This is a genomic window from Synechococcus sp. MIT S9507, assembly GCF_047304715.1.
GTDB lineage: Bacteria > Cyanobacteriota > Cyanobacteriia > PCC-6307 > Cyanobiaceae > Synechococcus_C.
On record NZ_CP138970.1, the window covers coordinates 1941259 to 1965371 of the forward strand.

The 24113-nt window shown below is 58.7% G+C and carries 26 protein-coding genes; 16 read left to right on the top strand and 10 right to left on the bottom strand.

The genetic code is table 11. The annotated features are described in order from the left end of the window. Positions 1-122 precede the first annotated feature (122 nt). The 4 genes from SIB83_RS10130 to SIB83_RS10145 form a co-directional block, all read right to left on the bottom strand. Complete coding sequence (locus SIB83_RS10130; RefSeq protein ID WP_413745736.1) at positions 123-323, bottom strand: phycobilisome linker polypeptide; 201 nt, start codon at positions 321-323, stop codon at positions 123-125. 5 nt (positions 324-328) lie between these two features. Then, positions 329-817, bottom strand: a complete 489-nt coding sequence (apcB, locus tag SIB83_RS10135) for an allophycocyanin subunit beta (RefSeq protein ID WP_413405558.1) — start codon at positions 815-817, stop codon at positions 329-331. 39 nt (positions 818-856) lie between these two features. Continuing rightward, a complete protein-coding gene (locus tag SIB83_RS10140) occupies positions 857-1342 on the bottom strand; it encodes an allophycocyanin (RefSeq protein ID WP_067095786.1) in 486 nt (161 codons plus the stop codon). Between the two features lie 427 nt (positions 1343-1769). Further along, entirely contained in the window at positions 1770-4685 is a 2916-nt protein-coding gene (locus SIB83_RS10145) for a phycobilisome rod-core linker polypeptide (RefSeq protein WP_413747355.1), read from the bottom strand. A 159-nt stretch (positions 4686-4844) separates the two neighbouring features. Here SIB83_RS10145 and SIB83_RS10150 point away from each other — a divergent pair, with 159 nt between their 5' ends. From SIB83_RS10150 to SIB83_RS10210, 13 genes are all read left to right on the top strand, one after another. Continuing rightward, entirely contained in the window at positions 4845-6047 is a 1203-nt protein-coding gene (locus tag SIB83_RS10150; protein ID WP_413745737.1) for a class I SAM-dependent methyltransferase, read from the top strand. A 104-nt stretch (positions 6048-6151) separates the two neighbouring features. Further along, positions 6152-6487, top strand: coding sequence for a hypothetical protein (locus SIB83_RS10155; RefSeq protein WP_413406294.1), 336 nt, complete (start codon positions 6152-6154; stop codon positions 6485-6487). Positions 6488-6512: 25 nt separating this feature from the next. Continuing rightward, positions 6513-7238, top strand: coding sequence for an ATP synthase subunit a (gene atpB / locus SIB83_RS10160; protein ID WP_413405564.1), 726 nt, complete (start codon positions 6513-6515; stop codon positions 7236-7238). Between the two features lie 169 nt (positions 7239-7407). Then, positions 7408-7656, top strand: a complete 249-nt coding sequence (atpE, locus tag SIB83_RS10165) for an ATP synthase F0 subunit C (protein ID WP_007098848.1) — start codon at positions 7408-7410, stop codon at positions 7654-7656. An 87-nt stretch (positions 7657-7743) separates the two neighbouring features. Beyond that, positions 7744-8211: a F0F1 ATP synthase subunit B' gene (locus tag SIB83_RS10170; RefSeq protein WP_413405566.1), complete on the top strand. Its 468-nt coding sequence runs from the start codon at positions 7744-7746 to the stop codon at positions 8209-8211. After that, positions 8208-8729 (top strand): F0F1 ATP synthase subunit B, encoded by a 522-nt coding sequence (locus tag SIB83_RS10175; protein ID WP_413745738.1) that lies wholly within the window; start codon positions 8208-8210, stop codon positions 8727-8729. The genes SIB83_RS10170 and SIB83_RS10175 overlap by 4 nt, the downstream gene beginning before the upstream one ends. Next, a complete protein-coding gene (gene atpH, locus SIB83_RS10180) occupies positions 8729-9277 on the top strand; it encodes an ATP synthase F1 subunit delta (protein ID WP_413745739.1) in 549 nt (182 codons plus the stop codon). Before SIB83_RS10175 ends, atpH begins: the two co-directional genes overlap by 1 nt. Positions 9278-9337: 60 nt before the next feature. Continuing rightward, the gene (atpA, locus tag SIB83_RS10185) at positions 9338-10858 is read left to right on the top strand and encodes a F0F1 ATP synthase subunit alpha (RefSeq protein ID WP_413405572.1); all 1521 of its coding nucleotides are present in this window, start codon (positions 9338-9340) and stop codon (positions 10856-10858) included. Between the two features lie 11 nt (positions 10859-10869). Then, positions 10870-11820, top strand: coding sequence for a F0F1 ATP synthase subunit gamma (locus tag SIB83_RS10190; protein WP_413405574.1), 951 nt, complete (start codon positions 10870-10872; stop codon positions 11818-11820). A 152-nt stretch (positions 11821-11972) separates the two neighbouring features. Beyond that, a complete protein-coding gene (locus tag SIB83_RS10195; protein ID WP_413745740.1) occupies positions 11973-12308 on the top strand; it encodes a 2Fe-2S iron-sulfur cluster-binding protein in 336 nt (111 codons plus the stop codon). A 307-nt stretch (positions 12309-12615) separates the two neighbouring features. Next, positions 12616-12822: a hypothetical protein gene (locus SIB83_RS10200; RefSeq protein ID WP_413745741.1), complete on the top strand. Its 207-nt coding sequence runs from the start codon at positions 12616-12618 to the stop codon at positions 12820-12822. Continuing rightward, positions 12819-13889 (top strand): DUF3326 domain-containing protein, encoded by a 1071-nt coding sequence (locus SIB83_RS10205; RefSeq protein ID WP_413745742.1) that lies wholly within the window; start codon positions 12819-12821, stop codon positions 13887-13889. The genes SIB83_RS10200 and SIB83_RS10205 overlap by 4 nt, the downstream gene beginning before the upstream one ends. Continuing rightward, entirely contained in the window at positions 13889-14320 is a 432-nt protein-coding gene (locus tag SIB83_RS10210; protein ID WP_413745743.1) for a YchJ family protein, read from the top strand. Before SIB83_RS10205 ends, SIB83_RS10210 begins: the two co-directional genes overlap by 1 nt. Positions 14321-14324: 4 nt before the next feature. Here SIB83_RS10210 and ald read toward each other — a convergent pair whose 3' ends face one another. The 5 genes from ald to SIB83_RS10235 are packed head-to-tail and all read right to left on the bottom strand — an operon-like array spanning position 14325 to position 20177. Then, positions 14325-15464 (bottom strand): alanine dehydrogenase, encoded by a 1140-nt coding sequence (ald, locus tag SIB83_RS10215; RefSeq protein WP_413745744.1) that lies wholly within the window; start codon positions 15462-15464, stop codon positions 14325-14327. A gap of 29 nt (positions 15465-15493) precedes the next feature. Further along, the gene (locus SIB83_RS10220) at positions 15494-17257 is read right to left on the bottom strand and encodes an NAD+ synthase (protein ID WP_413745745.1); all 1764 of its coding nucleotides are present in this window, start codon (positions 17255-17257) and stop codon (positions 15494-15496) included. A 6-nt stretch (positions 17258-17263) separates the two neighbouring features. Further along, complete coding sequence (locus tag SIB83_RS10225) at positions 17264-17854, bottom strand: nicotinate-nucleotide adenylyltransferase (RefSeq protein WP_413405588.1); 591 nt, start codon at positions 17852-17854, stop codon at positions 17264-17266. Positions 17855-17856: 2 nt separating this feature from the next. Further along, positions 17857-19167, bottom strand: coding sequence for a GTP-binding protein (locus SIB83_RS10230; protein WP_413745746.1), 1311 nt, complete (start codon positions 19165-19167; stop codon positions 17857-17859). Beyond that, positions 19164-20177 carry a CNNM domain-containing protein gene (locus SIB83_RS10235; protein ID WP_413405592.1) on the bottom strand — a complete coding sequence of 338 codons (1014 nt, stop codon included), beginning with the start codon at positions 20175-20177 and terminating at the stop codon, positions 19164-19166. Before SIB83_RS10235 ends, SIB83_RS10230 begins: the two co-directional genes overlap by 4 nt. Before the next feature lie 113 nt (positions 20178-20290). Between SIB83_RS10235 and SIB83_RS10240 the strand changes: the two genes are divergently transcribed. Next, entirely contained in the window at positions 20291-21583 is a 1293-nt protein-coding gene (locus SIB83_RS10240; protein ID WP_413745426.1) for an aminopeptidase P N-terminal domain-containing protein, read from the top strand. A 14-nt stretch (positions 21584-21597) separates the two neighbouring features. Here the strand turns inward: SIB83_RS10240 and SIB83_RS10245 are convergent, their stop codons facing one another. Then, positions 21598-22338 (bottom strand): HAD family hydrolase, encoded by a 741-nt coding sequence (locus SIB83_RS10245; RefSeq protein WP_413745747.1) that lies wholly within the window; start codon positions 22336-22338, stop codon positions 21598-21600. Positions 22339-22463: 125 nt separating this feature from the next. On the opposite strand from SIB83_RS10245, the gene SIB83_RS10250 reads away from it, so the two are divergent. Together SIB83_RS10250 and SIB83_RS10255 are read left to right on the top strand one after the other, a co-directional pair. After that, positions 22464-22967: a 30S ribosomal protein PSRP-3 gene (locus SIB83_RS10250; RefSeq protein WP_413405598.1), complete on the top strand. Its 504-nt coding sequence runs from the start codon at positions 22464-22466 to the stop codon at positions 22965-22967. A 361-nt stretch (positions 22968-23328) separates the two neighbouring features. Further along, entirely contained in the window at positions 23329-24066 is a 738-nt protein-coding gene (locus tag SIB83_RS10255; RefSeq protein WP_413745748.1) for a M23 family metallopeptidase, read from the top strand. Positions 24067-24113: the final 47 nt, after the last annotated feature.

Consider the following 24113-nt stretch of genomic DNA (forward strand, 5'->3'; position numbering starts at 1 on the left):
ATCGGAGATGTTGCATGTATTGAGCCGTCCTCTCGACGGTTTGCCAAGGGAGCTCAATAAAAAACCCGACCAGAGGCCGGGTCTTGCTCACCATTGAATTCACTTGGGTCAGTTCACTCAGTTCAGTTGCCGACGTTGACCTGTTGATTGCCGGTGCAGAGCTCCACTTTGATGATTCGTCCTCCCTGCTTCTGGATGCGCTGTTGTTCAGCAAACCAGCTGTCGTAGGGGACCCACTTGGTGAAGAAGGTGTTCTGTAATTCTCTCTGCGTCCGAACCTTTTCAGGGCTGGGAATGCAGGCGGTGACTTTGAACAACCGCATGGGTCTCAGTTGCCGAGACCGGAACAGATGTAGTCGAAGTACACACCCATTTCCTTGCCTGCATCAGAGCCGACAAGGGAGGCGGTGACTTCCTTCATGGCCTGAATGGCCTGCACTGTTGCACCGATAGGCACGCCCAGGGAGTTGTAGGTCTCCTTAAGGCCGTTCAACACGCGCTCATCGAGGATGGAGGTGTCGCCGGCGAGCATCGCGTAGGTGGAGTAGCGCAGGTAGTAATCCAGATCGCGGATGCAGGCTGCATAGCGACGGGTGGTGTACATGTTGCCGCCGGGACGGGTGATGTCCGAATACAGCAGAGCCTTGGCGACAGCATCTCGGATGATGGCGGAAGCATTCGCACTGATCGTTGCGGCAGCCTTCACGCGCAGTTCACCACTGGCGAAGTAGCTCTCAAGGTTGGTCATGGATGCCGTATCCAGGTAGAGACCTTGGACGTCGGACTTGTTGATGACGTTGGTGATCGCGTCTTGCATGGACTCAGGAGTGACGTGAAGGGGCGTTGGTTCCGGTGATCAGGCGAGAGCGCCCACCACGTAGTCGAAGTAGAAGCCGGCTTCCTCGGCATCAGCACCACTGAGGATGCCCATGGCGACGGTTTTCATCTCACGAACGGCTTCTGCCATGGCCTCGAGGGGGGTGCCGAGGGATCTGTAGAGCTCGCGGGCTCCGATCACGCCGATCTCCTCTATCGGAGTCACATCGCCGGCGACGACGCCGTAGGTGACTAGACGAAGGTAATAATCCATGTCCCTCAAACATGTTGCCGTCATGGCTTCTCCGTAGGCATTGCCGCCAGGAGAAATGACGTCAGGACGCTTCTGAAAAAGCTGACCGCCTGCAGTCTTGACGATGCGCTCACGGCTCTCGCTGAGAACCTGAGCGACTCGCAGGCGACGCTGGCCTCCGCTGACGAACGCCTTGATCTGGTCCAGTTCCCCTGGACTCAGATAGCGGGCTTCGGCGTCCGCGTTGATGATCGAGTTGGAGACGATGCTCATGCAGTTCTACCTCGAAGCAAGCAGCCGCCCGTAGGAGGCCGATATCCGGTGAGTGGTGTGGTGATCTCGATTGAGATCGGAATGCAGCTTAAGGGCCGCGGGACCTCGGATCGCGGAGATCCGAGTCGGAAGGCCTTCAGATGTTGTATCTGTTGATCTTCCGTTATGGAATTCGTGCTCCTCGCAGGGCCAGGAGCCGTTAAACCTCTTTAATTCTCAGGCAGCAGAAGGGAGAGGATGTGCGCCGGTAACAGATCTTCATTGCCAGTGTAAGCGGCTGAATTTGAGCTTCTTGCTGATTTTGTAGGTCTGTTTGTTTATAAAAAAATCAGCAAAAAACAGAGGCTTTGATATCTCCGTATCAAGAATTAATCAATGCCGTAAAGCCATGCAATAAGGCTTCAATTCCACCTTCTGAATGGAACGCTCAGAGGGCTTCGTCAGGTCGTGGGGTCAGGCCGGCATTGCCGCCGTAGAGGCTGGCCGTTCGAGTGATCGTGGACTGTGGCACTCCACTGCGGGAGCTCAGAGTGCTCAGCCCTGGCACATCAGAGGGTTCAGAACCGATCTCAGCGCGGAGTTCCAGCAGATTACGAACAGCGGTGGGCTGTCCTGAGGCCGCCCTCACCTGAAGGAAGCGACTTGTTTCCGAAGGAGTTGAGGCCCTGCCGAGGATTGCAATGCTTGCCGCTGTAGCAGCCCGCAGTGGTGCCATCCGTGAGAGTCGATCCTGGAATGGCTCGCTCATAGCAACCGACTCAACGAAGCCATCGAGATCAATCTGGCCATCTCTGAGCAGTGATTCCGCTGTGGTGAGGCGCTCAGTCTCCAGGGGTACGCGGTTCAACAGTTGTCGGTAGGTGGCATCAAGAATCTCCCTCAGTTCCGATTCGCTGGACACCTTTGCAAGTGACGCCTGTGTGGGGAGGCCCCCACGTTTTCTGTAGCCACTGGCATCGCCCAGAGGAAGAGCAGCCTGAAGGCCAGTTGTTGCACGCTTGGAGAACGATGCAGTTGAGAACTGGTTCCTGGATGCCGCATTGCCCGATGTGCGCTGGAGCATGAAAGCTGCCAGCTGTTCCGGGGGCGTGAAGCCGCTGATGTCTGCTGTCCACTTGCCGGCGAAGCGGCTCGGCTGATTCTTGTCTGAGATATTTCTCTTGGTGACGTCGCCTGTGGAGCGGAATGCTTCCCGACGGATCGCTTCGGGCCGAGGTGTCATTGACACATCGACTCTGGACCCGATCGAGGGATCCAATGCCCTGCGTAATCCCGGAGCACGGCGCGTGGTCAGGTCCTTGGGAGTAATGAAGCGTTCATAGGGAACGGTGTCTTCACCGAAGCAGTCTTTGTAGTCCTTGCTGTCGATCAAGGCATCGACCAAACCGTAAAACCCACGGCGAGCTGCGGTGTCGAAGAGAGCATCGATCTCCCAGCGACCGAAGGTGGGTCTGCCCAGAAGTCGACGGTGCATGACTTCGATCGACTTGGCGATGTAAAGGCCTTCCCAGTAGCGACGACGGAAGGCATCCGAGCGAGCCACGCTTCGAATGAAGTCACGGAGGCTGATGTCTCCGTTTTCCAGACGGGCTTCCTGGGAGTTAAGGCGTTCACCGTCGTAGCCGGAATTGCCAAGCACCTGGATGTACACGGCTTTGATCACCGCCTGGGTGGAGGATTCGGTGTTGCGAACACTCGGCTGGCCGCCGCGGCGTGGAAGCGCCGAACCGCCAGTGGAGATCTGCTGGAGTCGAACCACCCTTGGTCCCACCTTGCGCGGGCGACTGCCCCGGAACTGAGGACTGTCCATCTGTCCCGGTTGCGCCATGCCGTTGCTCACCAGCAGGCGGCGGGTGTCATAGCTGAAGGGTGCAGGACGCGTCGTCACCGAAGCGGTGTCTGAAGGGAAGATCGCTCCGTACTGATTGCCGACCGGATCATTGCCGCCCCCGTAAACATGCTGGTCAGCAAGTGGCTGCCGGTACGAGGCATAGAGCGTGACGTACTGAGGTGCTCCCTCAAACGGAGCGCTGAAGCGGAACAGTCGCCGGTTGGACCCCCAGCCAGCGCTCTCCTGAGCCTCTTCACCCAGATCACGCAGATACGGAACAGTTTCCTCCCCGAAGGTCTGTGCGTATTCACTGCTGTTCACAATCACATCAACGAGACCGTTCAGGCCCTGATCGCTGACGATTGAGAAAGCTTTGCGGAATTCCTCAAGAGAACTGATGCCTCGTCCGAGGAAATGGCGGTAGGCCAGCTCCACCACCCTGCTGTTGACAAAAGGTCCGTAAAACTGATTCCGGTATTCCTTGCTTCTGCCCAAGGCGCGGATGAATTCCCGCATCGAAATCTTGCCCTGCACCAGCTGACTGGCTTCTGAGCGGCAGGGATTCTGTGAATAGCCCTTGGCAATGTCACGTTCAAAAACCTGTCTGTAGGCCGCACGGATCACTTCGGATTTTTCCGCACCCGAAAGGCCAGGGCGCATTTCAAAGCGTTGTGATGTTTCCGCAGCAAGGGAGTAGATCGCCGGAAGCTGAAGCCCTTGGCTGACAGGGCTGCCGAGCTTCTGTTTGGTGGAGGGTGTGGCTATGGCCAGCTCCTTCAGGAGCACGTTGAAGCAGTCGATGGTGAGTCGGCGTGCCTCAGGGCTCTCTCGAAGCAGCTCTGCACAGGCTCCTCGCATTTCCTGAAGCGCAACGTTGGTGGCGTTCAGAGAACAGTTTTTGAGAAGGATGTCGCGCAGCCCGCGCGTGTTCACCGCAAGAATGCTTGGGTCTCCGGCCACCAAGGCATAGCCCACATAGCGGAGAAACCAGCCCAGGTCGCGCACCGATTTGCGCATGAAAGCAGGGCCATACTTGGCCACGCTGATGGCGGTGAAGCCGGTGGGCAGAACGACACGTACATCGGCATCGCCGCCTGCGACATCGAAAAGCCGGGTGAAGAAATTGCCGCGCTTGGTGACACCGCTGTCACCCGTGAAGGTGCGCACGGATTGCTCGAAGGCGGCCTGGTCGGCGGCCAGCGGGGCGGCATCGACGGCCTGGGTTCTGGACACCTCGCCTGTGCTGAGCGGCGCCTCGAGGAACGAAAGCGGAGTTCCTCCGACGAAGATCCTGTTGGCCGCGCGGGCCACGATCGCTTCGGCATTGGCGGCAATGATCTTTGACGCTTCCAGGCGGTCATTGCCGCTGCGGAAGAACGTGATCAGCGTGTCGAGTTCGCCCCCATCCGGAAAACGGTCCTGCTGTTCCGCCTGACGAACGCTGGAGAGCGGCAGGGTGTCGAACAGCTGGGGGGAAACCCTTGGGCTGCCGCTGCTGGCGGTCACGGTCATGAACGGGAGCAAGCCGGATTCGGCCACGTTACGGCTCGTCCTAAGGGCTCCTGATCCGGCATGAACAAATGTTTGCAGGGGTTTGTCCTTCAGCCCTTTTCTGATGGCCGCCCTGAAACGATCCAGACCTAAATAATGAGATCGGAAATCGACGTCCCGATGAACCCCCAGCCCTCGGATGCCGCCACTCCTGTTGTGAGTGATTTTTATGACCGTTTCCCATATCCCGGGGATCCACTGCAGGACGGACCGCCTCCGGGTTACAACTGGCGCTGGTGTCTGGAGAGCGTTTTGGCAGCTGTGCATGGCGCAGTGCCCTCAAGTGCCGATGAAACCGCTTCCCCGAAAATTCTCGATGCAGGTTGTGGGACAGGCGTCAGTACTGATTACCTCTGCCATCTCAACCCGGGAGCGGAGGTTCTCGCGGTGGATATCAGTGCCGGAGCGCTCGAGCTTGCTCGCGAACGGCTGAGGAGATCAGGTGCGGCGGATCAAGTCAAGGGGTTGCGCCAGGAGCAGCGCAGCCTTCTTGATCTTCAGGGCGAGGGACCTTTCGACTACATCAATTCCGTGGGTGTACTGCATCACCTGCGCGAGCCGCTTGAGGGCCTGAAGGCCCTGGAGTCGCTTCTGGCAGACACAGGATTGATTCACCTGTTCCTCTACGCCGACGCAGGACGCTGGGAGATTCATCGAACCCAGCGTGCGCTGTCCCGTTTGGGCGCTGGTTGCGGCGCCGAAGGTCTTCGTCTCGGCCGAGAGCTGTTCGAGGTTCTGCCGGAGGGCAACCGCTTGCGTCAGAACCATGAGCAACGCTGGCTGATTGATACCGCAGCGGACGCAAATTTTGCTGACATGTATCTCCACCCCCAGGAGACCAGTTATGACCTCAGTCGCCTGTTCGGCTTGATCGATGCCGCCGGCCTGCAATTCGCCGGCTTCTCGAATCCCGCTGTATGGGATCTGAACCGTCTGCTTGCAGGGGAACTTCTTCAGCGAGCAGAAATGCTTCCACAGCGTGAACAGTGGCTGCTTGTCGAAGACCTCGATCCGGAGATCAGTCATTTCGAGTTCTTCGTGGCAAAACGATCCGTGCGATCCAACGTCTGGGAAGACGATGCTGTTTTGCTCCAGGCCTTCGGCAGACGACAGTCCTGTCTGTGGGGATGGCCTTCATCCAGTCTTCTGGGCCCTGATCTTGAGCCGATAGCGCTCTCCGAATCCGAACTGGCACTGCTGGAAGCGGTTGAACAACGTCCAGAAACCTGTTTGGGTGAGCTGGAATTCGGGCCGGAGACCGCCTCCGTCGCCAGAGGTCTCCTGTCGCGCCGGCTGCTGCTTCTGGAGGCCATCAGAACCTGAGCGTGAGAAAACGCGTGATAGATTCCGCGCGCTTCCTCAGGCATTGTTTGCTGGCTAACGACTCCACCGAATCAACAGCGGCTTCCGTTGCAATCGATTCTGGAATGGGTGATTACGCCAGGCTTCAACAACGTCTGATGCTGGCCACCCTGGCGGTTTCACTGGTTGCGTTCCTCATCGCGCTGGTTGGTTTCGACGTCATGGTTGCCCGCAGCCTGTTGGTGGGTTCATGCGCTGGTGTTCTTTACCTGCGTCTTCTCGCCCGCAGTGTGGCTCGGCTCGGCGGAGGTTCCCGTCAAGTTGGTCGTTTTCAGCTGGTTGTGCCTGTGCTGCTCGTTGTTGCAGCGGCCAAGTTCCCCCAGCTCGAGATCCTTCCAGCTTTCATCGGTTTCCTTCTCTATAAACCCGCCTTGATCCTTCAGACCGTCATCGACGGCTGAATTAGCGCATCCCCTTCTGCATTCAATGGCTTTGCTGCCTTACACACTGCCTTTCGCTGAACTGGAGGTTGGGAACCATCTGTATTGGCAGATCGGTAATCTCAACCTGCACGGCCAGGTTTTTCTGAGTTCCTGGATCCTGATCGGCGCACTCCTTGCTCTCGTCCTTGTTGGGACTCGCAAGCTGGATCGCGACCCAAGGGGTGTGCAGAACCTGCTCGAGTTTCTCTGGGACTATCTGCGTGATCTCGCTCGTGATCAGATCGGAGAAAAATATTATCGAGAGTGGCTGCCCTTCATCGGAACCCTCTTCCTGTTCATTTTTGTGAGCAACTGGGGTGGTGCCCTGATCCCATGGAAAGTTTTTGAACTTCCTGAAGGTGAACTGGGTGCTCCTACGGCAGACATCAACACCACCGTTGCAATGGCTCTGCTCGTCTCTCTCGCCTATTTCTATGCGGGTTTGAGCAAGAAGGGGCTGAGGTTTTTCGAGCTCTATGTAGAGCCGACTCCGATCATGCTTCCCTTCAAGATCATTGAGGAATTCACAAAACCTCTTTCCCTGTCATTCCGTCTTTTCGGAAACATTCTCGCTGATGAACTTGCGGTTGGAGTTCTTGTTTATCTGGTCCCTTTAATCGTTCCCCTGCCTGTGATGCTGCTGGGACTTTTCACCAGCGCGATTCAAGCTCTGATCTTTGCAACGCTTGCAGCCTTCTACATCGGTGAAGGCCTGCACGAACACCATTAGGTGACAAATGCTCGCCGATAAGGCGATCTGCTAAACACTTCTGCGCGTAGGTCCGACGCTCATGACTCGGGCCCGCTCTCTTGCAACAGAGAGTGTCCCTGCGCAGGGGGAACCAATCCCCACTTCATTTGCTCAGCGCTACTGCGCACCCCCCCCCAACCCTCTCAACATGGATTCCATCACTTCCGCAGCTTCCGTCGTTGCTGCTGGCCTCGCTGTTGGCCTTGCGGCTATCGGCCCTGGCATCGGTCAGGGCAGCGCTTCCCAAGGTGCTGTTGAAGGTATTGCCCGCCAGCCTGAAGCTGAAGGCAAGATCCGCGGCACCCTGCTGCTCTCTCTGGCATTCATGGAGTCGCTGACGATCTACGGCCTGGTTGTGGCTCTGGTGCTTCTGTTCGCCAACCCCTTCGCCGGTTGATCCATTTCCAGGGAGCGCCGTCATGCCGATGGCAGCTCCCTGATGTGATTCCTTTCTTCTACAGCTTTTCCTCAGCGCTCCTCTTTCATGACCTGGCTTCTGCTTGCTGAAGCAGCGGTGCCGGAGGGAGGTCTCTTCGACCTCGATGCCACCCTGCCGTTAATGGCAGTTCAGGTGGTTCTCCTGACCTTCCTGCTCAATTCCCTCTTCTTCCGTCCGGTCGGCAAGGTCGTGGAGGACCGTGAGGGCTACATCTCCACAAGCCTTGCCGATGCCAAGCAGAAGCTTGAGCAAGTTCAGCGTCTAGAGGCTGAACTCACTGAACAACTCAAGGGAGCTCGCCAGTCCGCTCAGGCAGCGATTCTCGAGGCTGAGCAGGAGGTCGACAACCTTTACCGCGAGGCGATCGCAACCACCGAGGCAGACGCCAATCGCACGCGAGAGAAGGCTCGCCGTGAGATTGAGGCTCAGCGAGAGCAGGCTCAGTCCCAGCTGATGGGCAAAGTCGATGAGTTCAGCACAAAGATCATTCAACGTCTGCTGGCCGTTTCATGATGTCTTTTGTCAATTTCCTTGCTGCAGAGGGTGGTTTCGCGATCAACCTCAATCCTCTTGAGACAAACCTGATCAATCTGGTCATTGTCATCGGGTTACTTGTCTATTTTCTCAAGGGATTGCTTGGCGGCATTCTTGAGCGGCGGCGTGAATCGATTCTCAAGGAGTTGAATGATGCGGAAGCCCGTCTCAAAACCGCCACCACAGAACTGAGCAAGGCTCAGGCTGATCTCGACTCCGCGAAAGAAAAGGCTGAGAAGATCCGTGCCGACGGCAAAGCCAGGGCACAGGCCATCCGGGCAGATGGCGAGCAACGCACGATCGAGGCGATGGCTGCCCTGAAGCAGGATGCTCTTGCTGACCTCAATGCTGAGGGTGCACGTCTCACCGAGCAGCTACGCCGAGAAGCTGCCCTGGCAGCCATCAACAAAGTGATGGCTGATCTTCCCGGACGTCTCGATTCTGCGGCTCAAGCCCGTCTCATCGATGCCTCCATCAACAATCTGGAGGACGCCTGATGCCCCTGCTTAATACTCTGGCCACCCCTTACGCCGAAGCATTGCTGCAGGTGACCAATGCTCGCAATGAATCGGAAGAGGTGGCTGCCCAGTGCAAAGAGCTCATCGCTCTCTGGGACAGCAGTGATTCACTGCGCGATGCCATGACGTCTCCGGTGCTTGAGCCGACGGCCAAGAAGAAAGCGCTCGAACAGCTCCTGAGCCAGCAGATACAGCCTTCATTGCTGAATCTGCTCAAGGTTTTGGCCGACCGCTACCGACTCACTGCCTTTGATGCCGTCCTGGGTCGGTATCTCGAGCTTTACCGCGAATCCCGCAAGATATCGCTGGCCCATGTGCGCTCGGCCCAGGCCCTGTCCGACTCTCAGAAAGCATCGCTCACCGCCAAGGTCCAGTCCATGGTGGGAAGCGGTTCCGTTGAAATCGACCTCACCATTGATCCCAGCCTGATTGGTGGCTTCGTGATCAATGTGGGCTCCCAGGTCATCGACGCTAGTCTTTCCGGCCAAGTAAGACGACTCGGTCTCTCGCTTGCCAAAGCGGGCTGACCGTTTTTTTCTTCACCCTTCAGATTTTTCTCTTATCCCCCGTCAAAGGGTTTACCAGCCATGGTTTCCATCCGTCCCGACGAGATCAGCGCGATTCTCAAGCAGCAGATCGAGGACTACGACAAGTCTGTTTCTGTCAGCAACGTTGGTTCTGTCCTGCAGGTGGGTGATGGCATCGCCCGCGTCTATGGCCTTCAGGAAGTGATGGCTGGCGAACTCGTTGAATTCGAAGACGGCACCGAAGGCATCGCCCTCAATCTCGAGGATGACAATGTCGGCGCTGTGCTGATGGGTGAAGGCCTTGGAATTCAGGAGGGCAGCACCGTTCGTGCAACAGGGAAGATCGCTTCTGTTCCCGTTGGCGATGCCCTGCTCGGCCGGGTCGTCAATTCCCTTGGAGTTCCTCTGGACGGCAAGGGTGATCTCGCCACCACCGAGACCCGTCTGATCGAGTCCCCCGCTCCAGGCATTATTCAGCGCAAGTCGGTTCACGAGCCGATGCAAACTGGAATCACCGCCATCGACGCGATGATCCCCATCGGTCGCGGCCAGCGTGAGCTGATCATTGGTGACCGCCAGACCGGTAAGTCAGCCATTGCGATCGACACCATCCTGAATCAGGCCGATCAGGATGTGGTTTGCGTCTATGTCGCCATCGGTCAGAAAGCCGCTTCCGTGGCCCAGGTCACCGAGGTTCTGCGTGAGCGTGGAGCACTGGATTACACCGTGATCGTTGCGGCCAACGCCTCCGATCCCGCAGCTCTGCAGTATCTCGCTCCTTACACCGGGGCTTCGATCGCAGAAGCCTTCATGTACAAGGGCAAGGCCACCCTGGTCATCTACGACGACCTTTCCAAGCAGGCCCAGGCCTACCGCCAGATGTCTCTGCTGCTTCGTCGTCCGCCCGGACGTGAGGCCTACCCCGGTGATGTCTTCTACTGCCACAGTCGTCTGCTTGAACGTGCAGCCAAGTTGTCCGACGCCATGGGCAAAGGTTCCATGACGGCCCTGCCGATCATTGAGACCCAGGCTGGTGACGTGTCCGCGTACATCCCCACCAACGTGATTTCGATCACCGACGGTCAGGTGTTCCTCAGTTCCGACCTCTTCAACTCCGGTCTGCGTCCCGCCATCAACGTGGGTATTTCAGTGAGCCGGGTCGGCGGCGCTGCCCAGACCAAGGCCATCAAGAAAATCGCCGGCACCTTGAAGCTGGAATTGGCTCAGTTCGATGAACTGGCTGCGTTCTCTCAGTTCGCTTCCGATCTTGATGCGGCAACGCAGAAACAGCTGGGTCGCGGCAAGCGCCTGCGTGAACTGCTGAAACAACCTCAGTTCAGTCCGCTGATCCTGGCTGAACAGGTCGCCATCGTTTATGCAGGTGTCAAAGGTCTGATCGATGACGTCCCTGTGGATCAAGTGGTTCAGTTCTCCAGGGAACTGCGGGAATACCTGAAGAGCAACAAGCCTGAGTTCATCAAGAAGATTCAGGACGAGAAGGTCCTCAGCCCCGAAGCCGAAACCATGCTCAAGGAGGCCATCTCCGAAGTCACCTCCACCATGTTGGCTTCCGCCAACTGAGGCTCTGAGACATGGCAAATCTGAAGGAGATCCGAGACCGGATCAAGTCTGTCAAAAACACCCGCAAGATCACCGAGGCCATGCGCCTCGTGGCTGCGGCAAAGGTGCGGCGTGCTCAGGAACAGGTTTTGCGCAGTCGACCCTTCGCGGATCGGCTTGCTCGACTGCTTGAAAACCTCCAGGCACGCATGCGTTTCGAAGACGCCGATGCTCCTCTGCTGGAGCAGCGCAACGTCGAGACCATCACGCTTGTGGCTGTCACCGGTGACCGCGGTCTCTGTGGCGGCTACAACGCCAACATCATCAAACGCACCGAGATGCGTTTTGCTGAGCTTCAGGGCAAGGGATACAAGGTTGATCTGGTTCTGATCGGACGTAAAGCCATCAGCTATTTCACCAACCGGAGCTATCCGATTCAGGCCACCTTCACCGGTCTTGAGCAGGTTCCCACCGCCGACGAAGCTGGCTCCATCGCCAATGAGGTTTTTGCAGAGTTTCTCTCCGGGAGCACTGATCGTGTTGAGATCATTTACACGAAGTTCATCAATCTGGTGAGTTGCAATCCGGTTGTTCAGACTCTGCTTCCCCTGGATCCCCAGGGCATCGCTGAGGCTGATGACGAGATCTTCCGTCTCACCACCAAGGATGGAGAGCTCCGCGTTGAATCGGGCGAGGGTCCGGCCAACACCCAGCCTCAGCTGCCTTCGGACATTGTCTTTGAACAGAGTCCGGATCAGTTGCTCAATGCGCTCCTGCCCCTTTATCTGCAGAATCAGCTGCTGAGATCGTTGCAGGAAGCGGCGGCCTCTGAACTGGCAAGCCGAATGACGGCCATGAACAATGCCAGTGACAATGCCAAGGCTCTCGCCAAGACGCTTACCCTTGACTACAACAAGGCGCGTCAGGCGGCCATCACGCAGGAGATTCTTGAGGTTGTGGGCGGCGCCGCAGCAATGGCCTAATCGGCTTTGGCATCATTGCCAATCTGTTTGCGTCCTTCAGCCGGCCATATGGCCGGCTTTTTTGTTTGACGTTGCGAAGGCAGTGACACTGAACTGGTTTCAGGCGACCTCTACGCTTACGAAAGCCCATTGATGGGAGCAATCTAGAAACGATGAGCAACGTCACTCCAGCTGTATATGCCATCACCATTGAGTTGGATGGCCAGCAGTATCATTTCCAGTGCCGCGACAATCAGACCGTTTTGTCCGCTGCGGAAGCGGCAGGAGTGCCAGTGCCCAGCTCCTGCTGCGCAGGCGTCTGCACCACCTGCGCAGCACGCATCCAGGAGGGCGAGGTCCACCAACCCGATGCCATGGGTGTGAAGGAGGATCTTCGTCAAGAGGGCTTCGCTCTTCTCTGTGTCTCCTTTCCGCGTTCTGATCTCGCTGCAACGGCAGGGCAGGAGGATGCTCTGTATGAGGCTCAGTTCGGCCAATACCAGAGCTGAGTTGATGCTTTCGACCTGCCTTCTGCGTTGGATACAGATTGGGCAAGAGTCTTCGGAATCAGGAATGCATTGGCGAAAGTGATCTTTCCTTGCTGTTTGAAAGAAAAATTTCTGGTCAGATGTTAATCCTTTTATTGGCATTCTCCTGAGGTTGGAACACACAAATTCCTGTCGGTATATTGGAGGTCAATTGTTGTATTGACTGAAATCTTTGACCTTTCAATGCTGTTTGATATGGCTCACTTCATGCATTGACTTCAAGCAAATATTCTTGTTCTGCTGTTCGCGAAGCCCGGGAGTCTGAAAATTGAACAAAGTTCCCCTGAAGCTCATGTTCAAGAGGATGTCGCTGATCACTCCAGAATCACTCCCTGTGAAAAGCTTGCGTTCCTGGGTCCTTGAGCAATTGCGTCTGGAGGGTGAGCCCCTGCGCTGGGCAATCACCTCGATCGATCCTTCCCCTGAAGGCTCTTCCACTGCGCTTGAGGTTGAAGCTGTGCTGATCGACGCATGACGCTATCGGTGGCGCCGATGCCCACGCTGATGATTGTGCCCACCGGCATCGGCTGTCAGGTTGGAGGGTTTGCCGGGGATGCCCTGCCGAGTGCCCGACTGCTGGCAGCGGCCAGCGGTTGCCTGATCACCCATCCCAATGTGATCAACGGAGCTTCGCTGTATTGGCGTGATTCACGCATTCATTACGTCGAGGGTTACGGGCTCGACCGTTTTGCTTCCTCTGCCTGGGGTTTGCGTCCCAAGCGCAATCAACGCATCGGCCTGTTGCTGGATGCAGGAATCGAGAGCGATCTGCGGATACGACACCGACAGGTCGCTGAGGGTTGCAGAGCCAGTCTGGGCCTTGATATCAACGCAGTAGTCACAACCGATGCCCCTCTTGTTGTGCACCTTTGCGCAGCTGGTAGCGGCACAAGCTGGGGCACTCTGGATCGTCCCGATGCGCTGCTGAGAGCGGGTGAGCGCCTCAAGGCAGCAGGGTCAACCGCCATCGCTGTGGTTGCCCGGTTCCCCGATGAGTTCACCAGTGAGGTGTTGACGGCATACCGCCACGGCAGAGGCGTGGATGGTCTCGCGGGAGCTGAAGCGGTGATCAGTCACTTGCTGGTTCGCCATCTTCAGATTCCCTGCGCCCATGCTCCAGCACTGGCGCCTCTGCCCCTCGACGCTGACCTTGACCCTCGAGCCGCAGGCGAGGAGCTTGGCCATACCTTTCTGGCCTGTGTGCTGGTGGGACTCAGCAGGGCTCCGGATCTGCTGGATCTTTCCGCCGGGAGTGCGAGCATGCCTGGCGATCTCGTTGCCGACCAGTTGGGTGCCCTTGTGGTGCCCGATGGTGCGCTTGGCGGAGAGGCTGTGTTTGCTTGCCTGGAGCGAAATGTTCCTGTGATCGCGGTTCTCAATCCTGGTGTGTTGTCGGTCAGTGCGGAGGCTCTGGGTGTGGGGCATCAGGTTCTGAAGGCTGCCTCTTATCTGGAAGCAGCCGGGTTGTTGGTTGCTCTGCGCGAGGGCATCGCTATCCCCTCTCTTGGGCGTCCCTTCCCAGCTCTGCGGGAGCTGAATTAATGGCAGTTGGCTTCGCCAAGCCGCCAGTGCGGGCATGTCCCTGTGGCAGCGGCTTGGTGCTGAACCAGTGTTGCGGTCCTCTGCATCGAGGAAGGCTGAAGGCGGTGACAGCGGAACAGTTGATGCGTTCTCGCTACGCCGCGTATGTGCTTGCGGAGGTGGAGTACCTGATCGCAACCCATCCCGACGATGCCCGCACCCCTGTCGAGCGGCGTCGGGAGCTGCGTCTCAGCTGCCGGCAGACCCAGTGGCATGGCCTCACCGTGCTGGACTCTGAGGCCGGTTGCTCTGAGGATCTTGAGGGCACCGTACGTTTCGAGGCCGTCTTCAGCGCCGGTGGGCAACGCCATGTGCTGAAGGAACACTCGCTGTTCCGCAGACGTGATGGCGCAGCAACAGGAGAGTGGCTCTACATCCGCTCACTCGAGTGAACAATCAGCGCAGGCAGGCCATCGGGTGGCGCGGTGGAACCCCCAGAGCTTTGGCGACTCCTGGATGGCAGACCGCACCCTTCACGGTGTTCAGCCCTGAAAGCAACTCGGGACGCTCGGTGACGGCCTCCTCCAGTCCACGGCCTGCGATGCCGAGGATGTAGGGCAGGGTCACGCTCACCAGAGCTTCGGTTGAGGTGAAGGGCACGGCTCCCGGCATGTTGCCAACGCCATAGTGCTGTACTCCATGGATGAACACTGTTGGATCGGTGTGCGTGGTCTCACGGCTCGTGGCCACACACCCTCCCTGGTCAACAGCAACATCGACGATCGCCGATCCAGGCGTCATCTGCTTCACCATCTCCTCATCCACCAATGTCGGTGCCCGACCACCCGGGGTGAGTACAGCGCCGATCAACAGGTCAGCTGTTGGAACCAAGCGCTCCAGAAGTCCACGACTGCTGACCATGCTGGTCAGTCGACCACGACGGTCGGCTTCAAGGCTGCGCAACCGTTCCGGGGACCGGTCCAGAAGCAGAACCTCGGCATCCATCGCCGCTGCGAGTCGCGCTGCATTCCAACCCACCGTGCCGGCTCCCAGCACCACAACGCGAGCTGGACGCACGCCTGTGCATCCACCGATCAAGACACCACGTCCGCCATTGGGGCGTTCCAGAAGCCTGGATCCCACCTGGGCAGCCAGTCGCCCTGCGATCTCGCTCATCGGGGCCAGCAGAGGCAGGCTTCCGTTCTCCAGCTGAACCGTTTCATAGGCCACTCCCGTGGTACCGGCATCCAGTAGTGCCTCTCCCACCTGGCTGTAAGCAGCCAGATGCAGGTAGGTGAACAGCACCATGTCGTCCCGCAGAAGACTGAACTCCACCGGTTGCGGCTCTTTCACTTTCACCACCAGGTGAGCCGCCCAGGCTTCCTCACGTTCCACGAGTCGGGCCCCCGCTGCAGCGAAGGCGTCGTCACTGATGCCTGCTCCTGCGCCTGCTCCGTTCTGGATGCGCACCTCAAGGCCCTGGGTCACCAGTTCGCGGACGGCATCCGGGGTGAGCGCCACGCGTTGTTCGTCGGCTTTGATCTCAGTGGGGACACCGATAGTGGCCATCGGGGCCGTCAGGACGGAATGGGCCATGGGGGACGGAGTCTTGTCTTCAATCTGGCTCAGACAGCCGCGATCGGCAGCCGCCAGCCACTGCCGAAGGCTTGGGCACTCACCTTCAGCAACGGCGCGGCCTGTCTGCGCTTGAACTCAGCTCTGCGGAACAGCCGTTCAATCCGTTGCACCTCCGCAGGGTCATGCCCAGCAGCTGTCAGCTGCTGCCCGCTGAGGCGGTGTTCAATCAGGTCGATCAGCAGGGGGTCGAGCCGGTCGTAGTCCGGGAGTGAGTCGCTGTCTTTCTGGTCTGGACGCAGTTCGGCGCTGGGAGGTTTCTCGAGGATTGCGCTGCCGATCAATGCCCCCTCGGCCGGCAGGGACAGGTCCTTGCGACACTGGCTTGCCTGGCTGCTGTCCAGCCACCGGCACAGTGAAAACACTGTTGATTTATATAGGTCCCCGATCACAGCGAGGCCGCCATTCATATCGCCGTAGAGAGTGCAGTAGCCCACTGCGAGCTCCGATTTGTTGCCGGTGGTGAGCAGCAGCTGACCCTGCTGATTGGCCATGGCCATCAGCAGGGTGCCCCGGATGCGCGACTGCAGATTCTCGGCTGTCACCCCTGAGGGAGCGCTCTCCAGGGCAGGGGTCAATGTCGACTGGAAACTGTCCATCAGGTTCTCGATCGGAACGATGGTGTGGGCGATGTTCAGTCGATCCGCCAGGTTGAGCGCGTCCCTGAGTGAACCCTCCGAGCTCCATGGAGAAGGCATCAGCAGGGTTTGCACCTGATGGGGGCCCAGGGCCGCGGCAGCGATCACAGCCACCAGCGCTGAGTCGATCCCCCCGCTCAGGCCGAGCAGGGCGCTCTGGAATCCACATTTGCCCGCATAGTCCTTGACACCGGTGACCAGGGTGCGAAACAGCGTTTCCATCTCCTGCTGCTCCGTCTCCTGCTGCCCCGACTGGATCCATGGCGTCATGGCCGATGGATGACGTGCCGATGGATGGAGTGCCGCTGGTGGTCTGTCGGCGGCATCCCAGATCTCTGTGGTTTCACGGCAGTCAGGAAGTTCCAGGAGCGGCGTCTCGCAGCGCTCGCTCATCACGAAGCTGGCACCATCAAACACCAGTTCGTCATTGCCTCCCACCTGATTGACGTAGACCACGGGGCAGTCAAGGCGCTGCGCCGCACGAGCGGCCAACTGGCGTCTCAGAGTCGCCTTGCGGCGGCCATAGGGAGAGGCTGAGCAGTTGATGAGCGCATCGATCCTTGCGGGGATCAGATCGGCCACAGGATCAGGTCCCACCAGGCGATGACCATGCAGTTCCTGATCCACCCACAGGTCTTCGCAGATGGTGATTCCCAGTCGCCAGTCGCGGCGTTCGCTGCTCAGTGTGATCTGCCCGGCGCCATGGCTTGGCCTGAAGTAACGCGTCTCATCAAAAACGTCGTAACTGGGTAGCAGTTGCTTCCTGGCCACCACTTGATCCCCGCTCAGCTGCACGAGGGAGATGGCATTGAACAGGCCCGGATGCAGGCTGTCATCTGCCGCATCGGCCACACCAACCAGAAGCGCGATGTCCAAACGCCTGACGGCAAGTCCATCTCGGAGCGCGTCGAGGGCCTGCCGTTGTTGTTGCAGGTGTGTGGGGCTGAACAGCAGATCCCTGGGTGGGTAACCCCAGAGCGAGAGTTCCGGCGTCACCAGCAGCTCCGGTTCGGTTCCGGTGGTCTTGATCAGGCTGTCGAGGGCGTTCAGGATGCGGTTGGCATTGCCCAGCAAGTCGCCCACAACAGGATTCATCTGGGCCAGGGCAATACGCATCGGCACTCAGGGATTGAAGGCATTGAAGCCATAAAGATTGTGCTTCAGCAGCAGCGGCCAGAGACATTCGGGCACCTGCTGACGTTCCTGCCTCTGTTTCAGCTGAGAACTGGCCGCAGCGGGAATGCCAAGGGGCAGCACCCGCGCTGACGCTCCCATCAGACGAAGCGTCGTCAGAGTGACTTGCTGAAGGGGCCATCCATCACGGGGCACAATTCCGAGATTGCAGTGCTTCAGAAAGCGCTGGGCCTCCTTCCATGTTTTGATCTGCGGAGCGAGATCGCTCCCCACCACGAAACAGAGGCGATGGTCGGGCCAGCGTTGGCTGGCCCGTTCCAGTGTGGAGATCGCGAAGGGACTGCTGAGATCCTGGGCCAGTTGCAGCCTGGGATCGGCGATCGCATCAACCAGGGTTCTCAGCAGGTCACAACGCAGCTTCAGATCCGCGTCATGGCGTTTCATCGGGTTGTCACTGGCCCAGGTGGCGACCCGGTCAAACTGGGTCAGCAGCCCTTCCAGCAGCGCTTGATGCCCCACCGTCGGAGGGTCTGCACTGGTCCCGAGCAGTGCGATCTCAGCGGTGGCTGTGTCCGCCATGGTCAGGGCAACAGCGATGGCAGCGGTTGACGGGTCTGCGGCTGGGGCCATTCCTGCATCAGCAGAACGATGCCGTGATCCGTCTGTGCCAGGCGCCGCATCAATGTGGCTGGACCCGGCTGAAGTCGGCGGCCCCGCCCCCGTTCCTCCAGCAGCCAGCGGGCTGTCATCCGTCCGGTGCGGCGTGTCGTGTGCACCGCCAGTGCCGCCTGAGCCAGGGCCACCGGTGCGGCAGGGGCCAGTGTCAGACCAGCAGTGAAGGGTGCCGCCAGCAACAACAGCTGTCGCAATGAGCCCAAGGCGACCTGGAGTCCGAGCTGTGCCCCCCCCAGCAGAGCGTTCTGTCCACTCAGCTGGCGAATCAACTTGCGGGCAGCGGGGCCTCCAAGGGGAAGCCCATACAGAGAGCACAGCTGGCGAACAAGGGCGGCATCGCAGGCGAAACCCCCAGCCAGATCGAGAAGTAGCAGCGGGTTGGCGGCCACTCCGGTGGCTTTGAGAGCGGCGTAGCGCCCGATCAAGCCCTGGGCTTCTTTTCGGCGTCGCTGCAGCCTCCCCGTCTCCAACTGCTGCTGAATCCTCGTGGCCTGCCTGAGGCTGTTGAGCAGCAGCAGGCTCTGGCCATGTTGTTCCAGCAGACGGGTCAGGCCGATCTCCAGTGCTTTCACATCGGCTGGTTGCTCGCGGCTGCGGATGCGGCCATCACTCAGCTGAACAGCCTTGCGCGGCGCCGCCGAGACCGCAAGCGGCGCCTGCAGTCCTGCAGGGAGTCGGTTGTGGATGCTGCGCAGCAGATCCGGCAGCTGATCCGCCGGCCAGCAGTCGCTGCGGTTCAGCACGGTCAGCACCGGCTTGCCCATGGTCTGGAGCGTGTCCAGGGCCTCCAGTTCCACCTGCGTGATGTCGCCGTCCAGCACAAGAAGCACCAGATCGGCATGGAGGGCAACCCTGGCAGCCAGTCGTGCCCGCGCAGGCCCGTCCACTTCATCGATGCCAGGAGTGTCAACCAGTTCGACCGTCCGCAGGCCTGGAACGGGTCTTGGCCAGGCCGCGGCCTGCTGCTGACGTGTGCAGCCGTGGGCGACATCCGTGGCCATCAGTTCCCGGCCCACCAGAGCGTTCACCAGACTGGACTTGCCGACGCCCACGCGGCCGAACACTGAGATCCGCAGCTTGCTTCGCTCAAGGCGATCGAGTTGGCGATCCAGAAGCTGCAGCCCACCTGCCAGAAGTCCCTGTTCCCGCTGGTTGAACTCCAGCCGTTCTCGCCAACCCCGCAGCAGATCTCTGCAGCGCGTCTCTGTGGCGCTCATGACGCTGCCTCGCCGGAGGTTTTCCTCCACCAGCCGGCCAGCACAGCCAGTACAGCCTCCGGGCCAATCACACCAACGAAGCCTCCGAATTCATCCACCACCACGCGTACGCCGCTGGTGTCGCGCTGGAATCCGGTGAGCAGGCGGTCGGCTCGGATCATCTCGGGAACGAACTCCGCCGGCTCACTCAGATCGGCTGGCGTGAGGTGGCCCTTGTTGCGCACCAGGGCGCTCAGCAGCCGATCACGATTGGCAACTCCCAGCACCTTGTCCACTGCATCGCCCAGCACGACCCACCACTGAGCTTCGTTGTCGAGCAGTTCAACGCGCAGCTTTTCGATGTTGCAGGAGCCATCAAGGGTTGGCGCCGCCACCCGCGGTGTCATGAGATCACGGGCGGTCAGATCATTGAGCAGAAAGACCTTGGAGATCATGTCGGCTTCATCGGCTTCGATCTGCCCTTTCTGAGATCCGAGTTTCGCCAGCAGGCGGATTTCCTCCTCATCCGTGCTGATCTCACTCTCCTCCGTGATGGCAGGCAGCAGTCGCTCCAGCAGCAGCACCAGCGGACGCATGATCACGCCGAGCCAGTGCAGAACCGGAGCACTCGCCAGGGAGACGGGCAGTGCCAGTCGGCTTCCAACCGCCTTGGGCAGGATCTCACCAAGCAGGATCACCAGCACCGTGAGGCTCACTGAAAACAGCGCCAGCGCTCCATTGCCTGCGTCCATCTTCTCGGTGAACACCCAGGAGGCGTAGCCACCGAGCATCAGGCTTCCGAAGATGTTGAAGGCATTGTTGGTGATCGCCAGAACGGAGAGGGTCCGGCCCAGGTGCAACCGCAGCTGGGCCAGCCTGCGTGCCCCGGCAACAGGCTTCGGCCGTGCCGCAAGTTCATGCACCCGTACGGGATTCACGGTGAGCAGCGCAGCTTCCACTCCTGAGCAGAGTGCGGATCCGGTCAGCACCACCACCACCAACAGGAGAAGGATCAGCAGGTCGGAGGTCATGCGCGGGCGCTTTGACTGCCATCCTGACGTTTCTCCGGTGTCCTGTCTCTGCCGTGGCTGATCTCGCCCCTGTTTTTGATGCGCAATTGTTCGCAGATCGCCGCGAGCGGTTCATGGCTGAACTGGGTGGGGCCGCGGCGGTGATCCCTGCGGCGATCCTGGTCACTCACCATGCGGATACGGAATGGCCCTTCCGCCAGAACAGTGATTTCTGGTATCTGACCGGTTTCGACGAACCCGATGCCGTGGCCCTGTTCCTGCCACATCGCCCTGAGGGTGAGAGGTTTGTGCTCTTCGTGAATCCGCGTGAGCCAGCTGCTGAGGTCTGGACAGGCAGGCGTTGGGGTTGTGAGGGCGCGGTCGAGCGCTTCGGTGCCGATCTCTCCCATCCGCGTGTGGAGCTTGATGCCCTGCTGCCGCAGTACCTGGAGGGTGCGGAGGGCATCGCCTTCCGCGTCGGTAGTCATCCATCGATCGAACCCCTGGTGTTGCGTTCATGGGGGGCGCAACTGGATCGGGCATCGCGCACCGGCAGTGCCGCACTGGCACTGATCGCGCCCTGCCCGCTGCTGCATCGGATGCGCCTGCGCAAGCAACCAGCTGAACTGGAACGCCTGCGGGAAGCTTGTCGGATTTCAGCCTCGGCCCATGAGCTGGCCAGGGCCGCTGTTCGTCCTGGAATGAACGAGCGAACGATTCAGGCCCTGATCGAGCAGCATTTTCTGGAGCAGGGAGCCCGTGGATCCGCCTACGGCTCGATCGTTGCCGGTGGAGATAACGCCTGTGTTCTGCATTACATCGACAACAGCGCGGTTCTTCAGGACGGAGATCTGCTGCTGATCGATGCCGGCTGTTCGCTTCGCGATTACTACAACGGTGACATCACCCGGACGTTCCCGGTGGGTGGTCGCTTCAGTGGGGAGCAACGCGAGCTTTATTCACTCGTGCTGGCTGCGCAGGAAGCGGCGATTCGCCAGGTCAAGCCCGGCCACACCGCTGAGGACGTTCATGACGCAGCCGTGCATGTTCTGGTCGAGGGACTTGTGGAACTGGGCCTTCTGGTGGGAGAGGTGGATGGTCTGATCGAGCAGGGCAGCTATCGGCATCTCTACATGCACCGAACCGGGCACTGGCTGGGCTTGGACGTTCACGACGTTGGTGCCTATCGGCTCGGTGAGCATCACGTCGAGCTGGAACCGGGCATCGTGCTCACGGTGGAGCCCGGTCTTTACATCAGTGATCGTCTTGCGGTTCCCGAGGGACAGCCGGCGATTGACGAGCGTTGGAAGGGCATCGGCATCCGAATCGAGGACGACGTTGCAGTCAGGGACCTTGCCGCAGTGTCATGTGGTCATGAAGTACTCACTTCAGGAGCTCTGAAAGCAGTCGCTGACATGGAGCGCTGAGAGGACCTGACGCGTCAGCGATCGGATTCTGCGAGACCCTGACGTTCAGCCCATGGGTGGTCCATTGACCATTGAATAGCCGCTTCAGTGCTGGACAGGATCCGATCCGCACCAGCGGATCTCAGCTGCAGCTCATAGGTGTTGCGTTCATCGCTGCCGGGTCGAAGATGCGGAGGTGACACAGCGAGGCTGATCCAATGCCTGTCAGGTCGTTCGGACCTGGCGTTGAGCACGGTCTGCACGTCGGCAACCGTGTCACCCAGGTAAGCGACCACACCCCCGCTGCGATCAGGCAAAAGGCTGTCGCTGAGCTGCACAAGACCGCTGGGGTCAGGCTTGTCAGGGGCATCGCCCATGGCGATCAAAGGAGGATTCACCAGTCCCAGTCGCTGCTGAAGCACGAATCGCGCCGATGGAGGTTCCGCACCACTCACGAACCCCCAACGCCAGCCGTTCCGAACCAGCGCAGTAAAGAAATCTCTGCGCACCAGCAAGGGTTCATCACGGATGTATCCCCTCCAATTCCCTGGATCACCATCGGGATCGGCCCCGAAATAAAAATCACTGAACACATCAATCAGCTCATTTCTGACAGGCAGCGAGTCGCCATGTCGGCGCAGCAGTTCCAGGCTGGCGTCCCAGTCGTTGTTCCAGCGGCCTTCGCCTTTGAGAGCGTCGATGCAGGAGGGAGCCGGCTGCCAGCCGCTGTAGTGCTCCACGGTTGCCTGGAGGGCTCTGCGATAACTTCCAGACACATCACGGATCACTCCGTCGATGTCGAACAGCAGAAGCTGGCTGGTGGATGGCTGCCTTTCCAGGACGGTTGGATTTGACGGCTGGTAGGTTAGTTCTTTGTCATTGATTCTTGAGCGCTGACACCATGACGGTTTCCGAAGGCGCTGCCGTCGACCAAGAGGTCGCCACCGAGGCAGCAGCAGCTGATCAGGCTCCTCAGAGCACAGAGGCTGATCAGCAGCAGGAGCCGAAGGAAGGCCGTCCGGTGATGCGTGGCGGTAGTGCTGCACTGGCTTCAGCCACCATCGACGCTGATGGTGTGCCATCCGGATACACCCCGAAGGCCGATGAGGGACGCTTCCTGCTGAAGATTCTCTGGCTGCCCGACAATGTGGCTCTGGCCGTTGATCAAATTGTTGGTGGTGGCCCCAGCCCGTTGACCGCCTACTTCTTCTGGCCTCGTGAAGATGCCTGGGAAACGCTTAAGAGTGAACTTGAAGGTAAGTCCTGGATCACCGATAACGAACGCGTTGAGGTGTTGAATAAAGCCACAGAGGTCATCAATTACTGGCAGGAAGAGGGCAAGGGCAAGAGCCTGGAAGATGCCAAGCTAAAATTCCCTGATGTGACCTTCTGCGGTACCGCCTGATTCGGTCGGTCATAACTTTTTCAAGCAGGCTGCAAAGGCCTGCTTTTTTAATGTTGAAGCAGCAGTTTTACAAGCGTTCCGAAAAAGTTTTGTCTGCATGAATCATGTTGTGAGAATGCCTGTTTGAATTGCATTAATGATGCGCTCAAATACTTTTAACTATGCTTTTGAACAGTTTGCGGTGGCAGATTGGCCTCTTGCGGGCAGTGCTTTGCGCGCAGGCGAATGCACGATGATTTTTATTCATTCCGGAGCGTAATATTGATCACCGGCGGCAGGCAGTACGGCTGCCTGCGCTTCGAAATAGTCTGTTACAATCTTGGCAAAGATTTGTGATCGGTTGATTTCATTCGCCTCCTCTTTGACTCTCGGTCTGTCTTCTGCGGCTTTGTTGACGTCGCCAGGCGTGGAAGTTTTGAATGTTTTTGGTCAGGACAAATTCAAGAATCAGGGGAAGTCAGTCTTTTATTTGAAAACCGAAAAGAAGAGTCTTCCTGATTCTGGCCAATCATTGAACGACCGCTCGGCGATCGCGCTTTTCGAGCAATACTGTCTGCGTGCTTCTTCAGTGCTTGCTGTTGATTCCTCCGAGGCTTACTCAGGCGAGGTGTCTCTCGCTCCCTCTCATGCATCGTCTTATTCGCCTTCTCGGCTCTGTTCATTTGCTTCCTTCGCCGACTATCTGAGCGAGTTGTCGGCCAAGGCTTATTCCTTGCCTGCATCAGGCGTTTTCACTTCGGGTTTTGGACCACGCTGGTCACGGCACCATTCAGGTATTGATATCGCGAATTACATCGGAACAGCCATTCGTGCTTCACGGTCCGGCCGTGTGGTTTTCTCAGGATTTTTAGGTGCCTATGGGTTGATGATTGAAATTGAACATCCTGATGGCTACAGAACGCGTTATGCGCATTGCAACGAGAGTTTTGTTCAGGTTGGTGACATCGTCGGGAAAAGTGATCTGATTGCGAGGATGGGTAATACAGGCCGCAGCACTGGACCGCATCTTCACTTCGAGATCAGAACCCCCAAGAATGTTGCTCTTGATCCTGCTTCGTACCTGCAGGGACTTGTAATTAATGAGGAAATTGGGGTTTAGTGGCGCATTGAGCCAGTGGTCAATTGCGGTTGAGTTGGCTCAAAAAA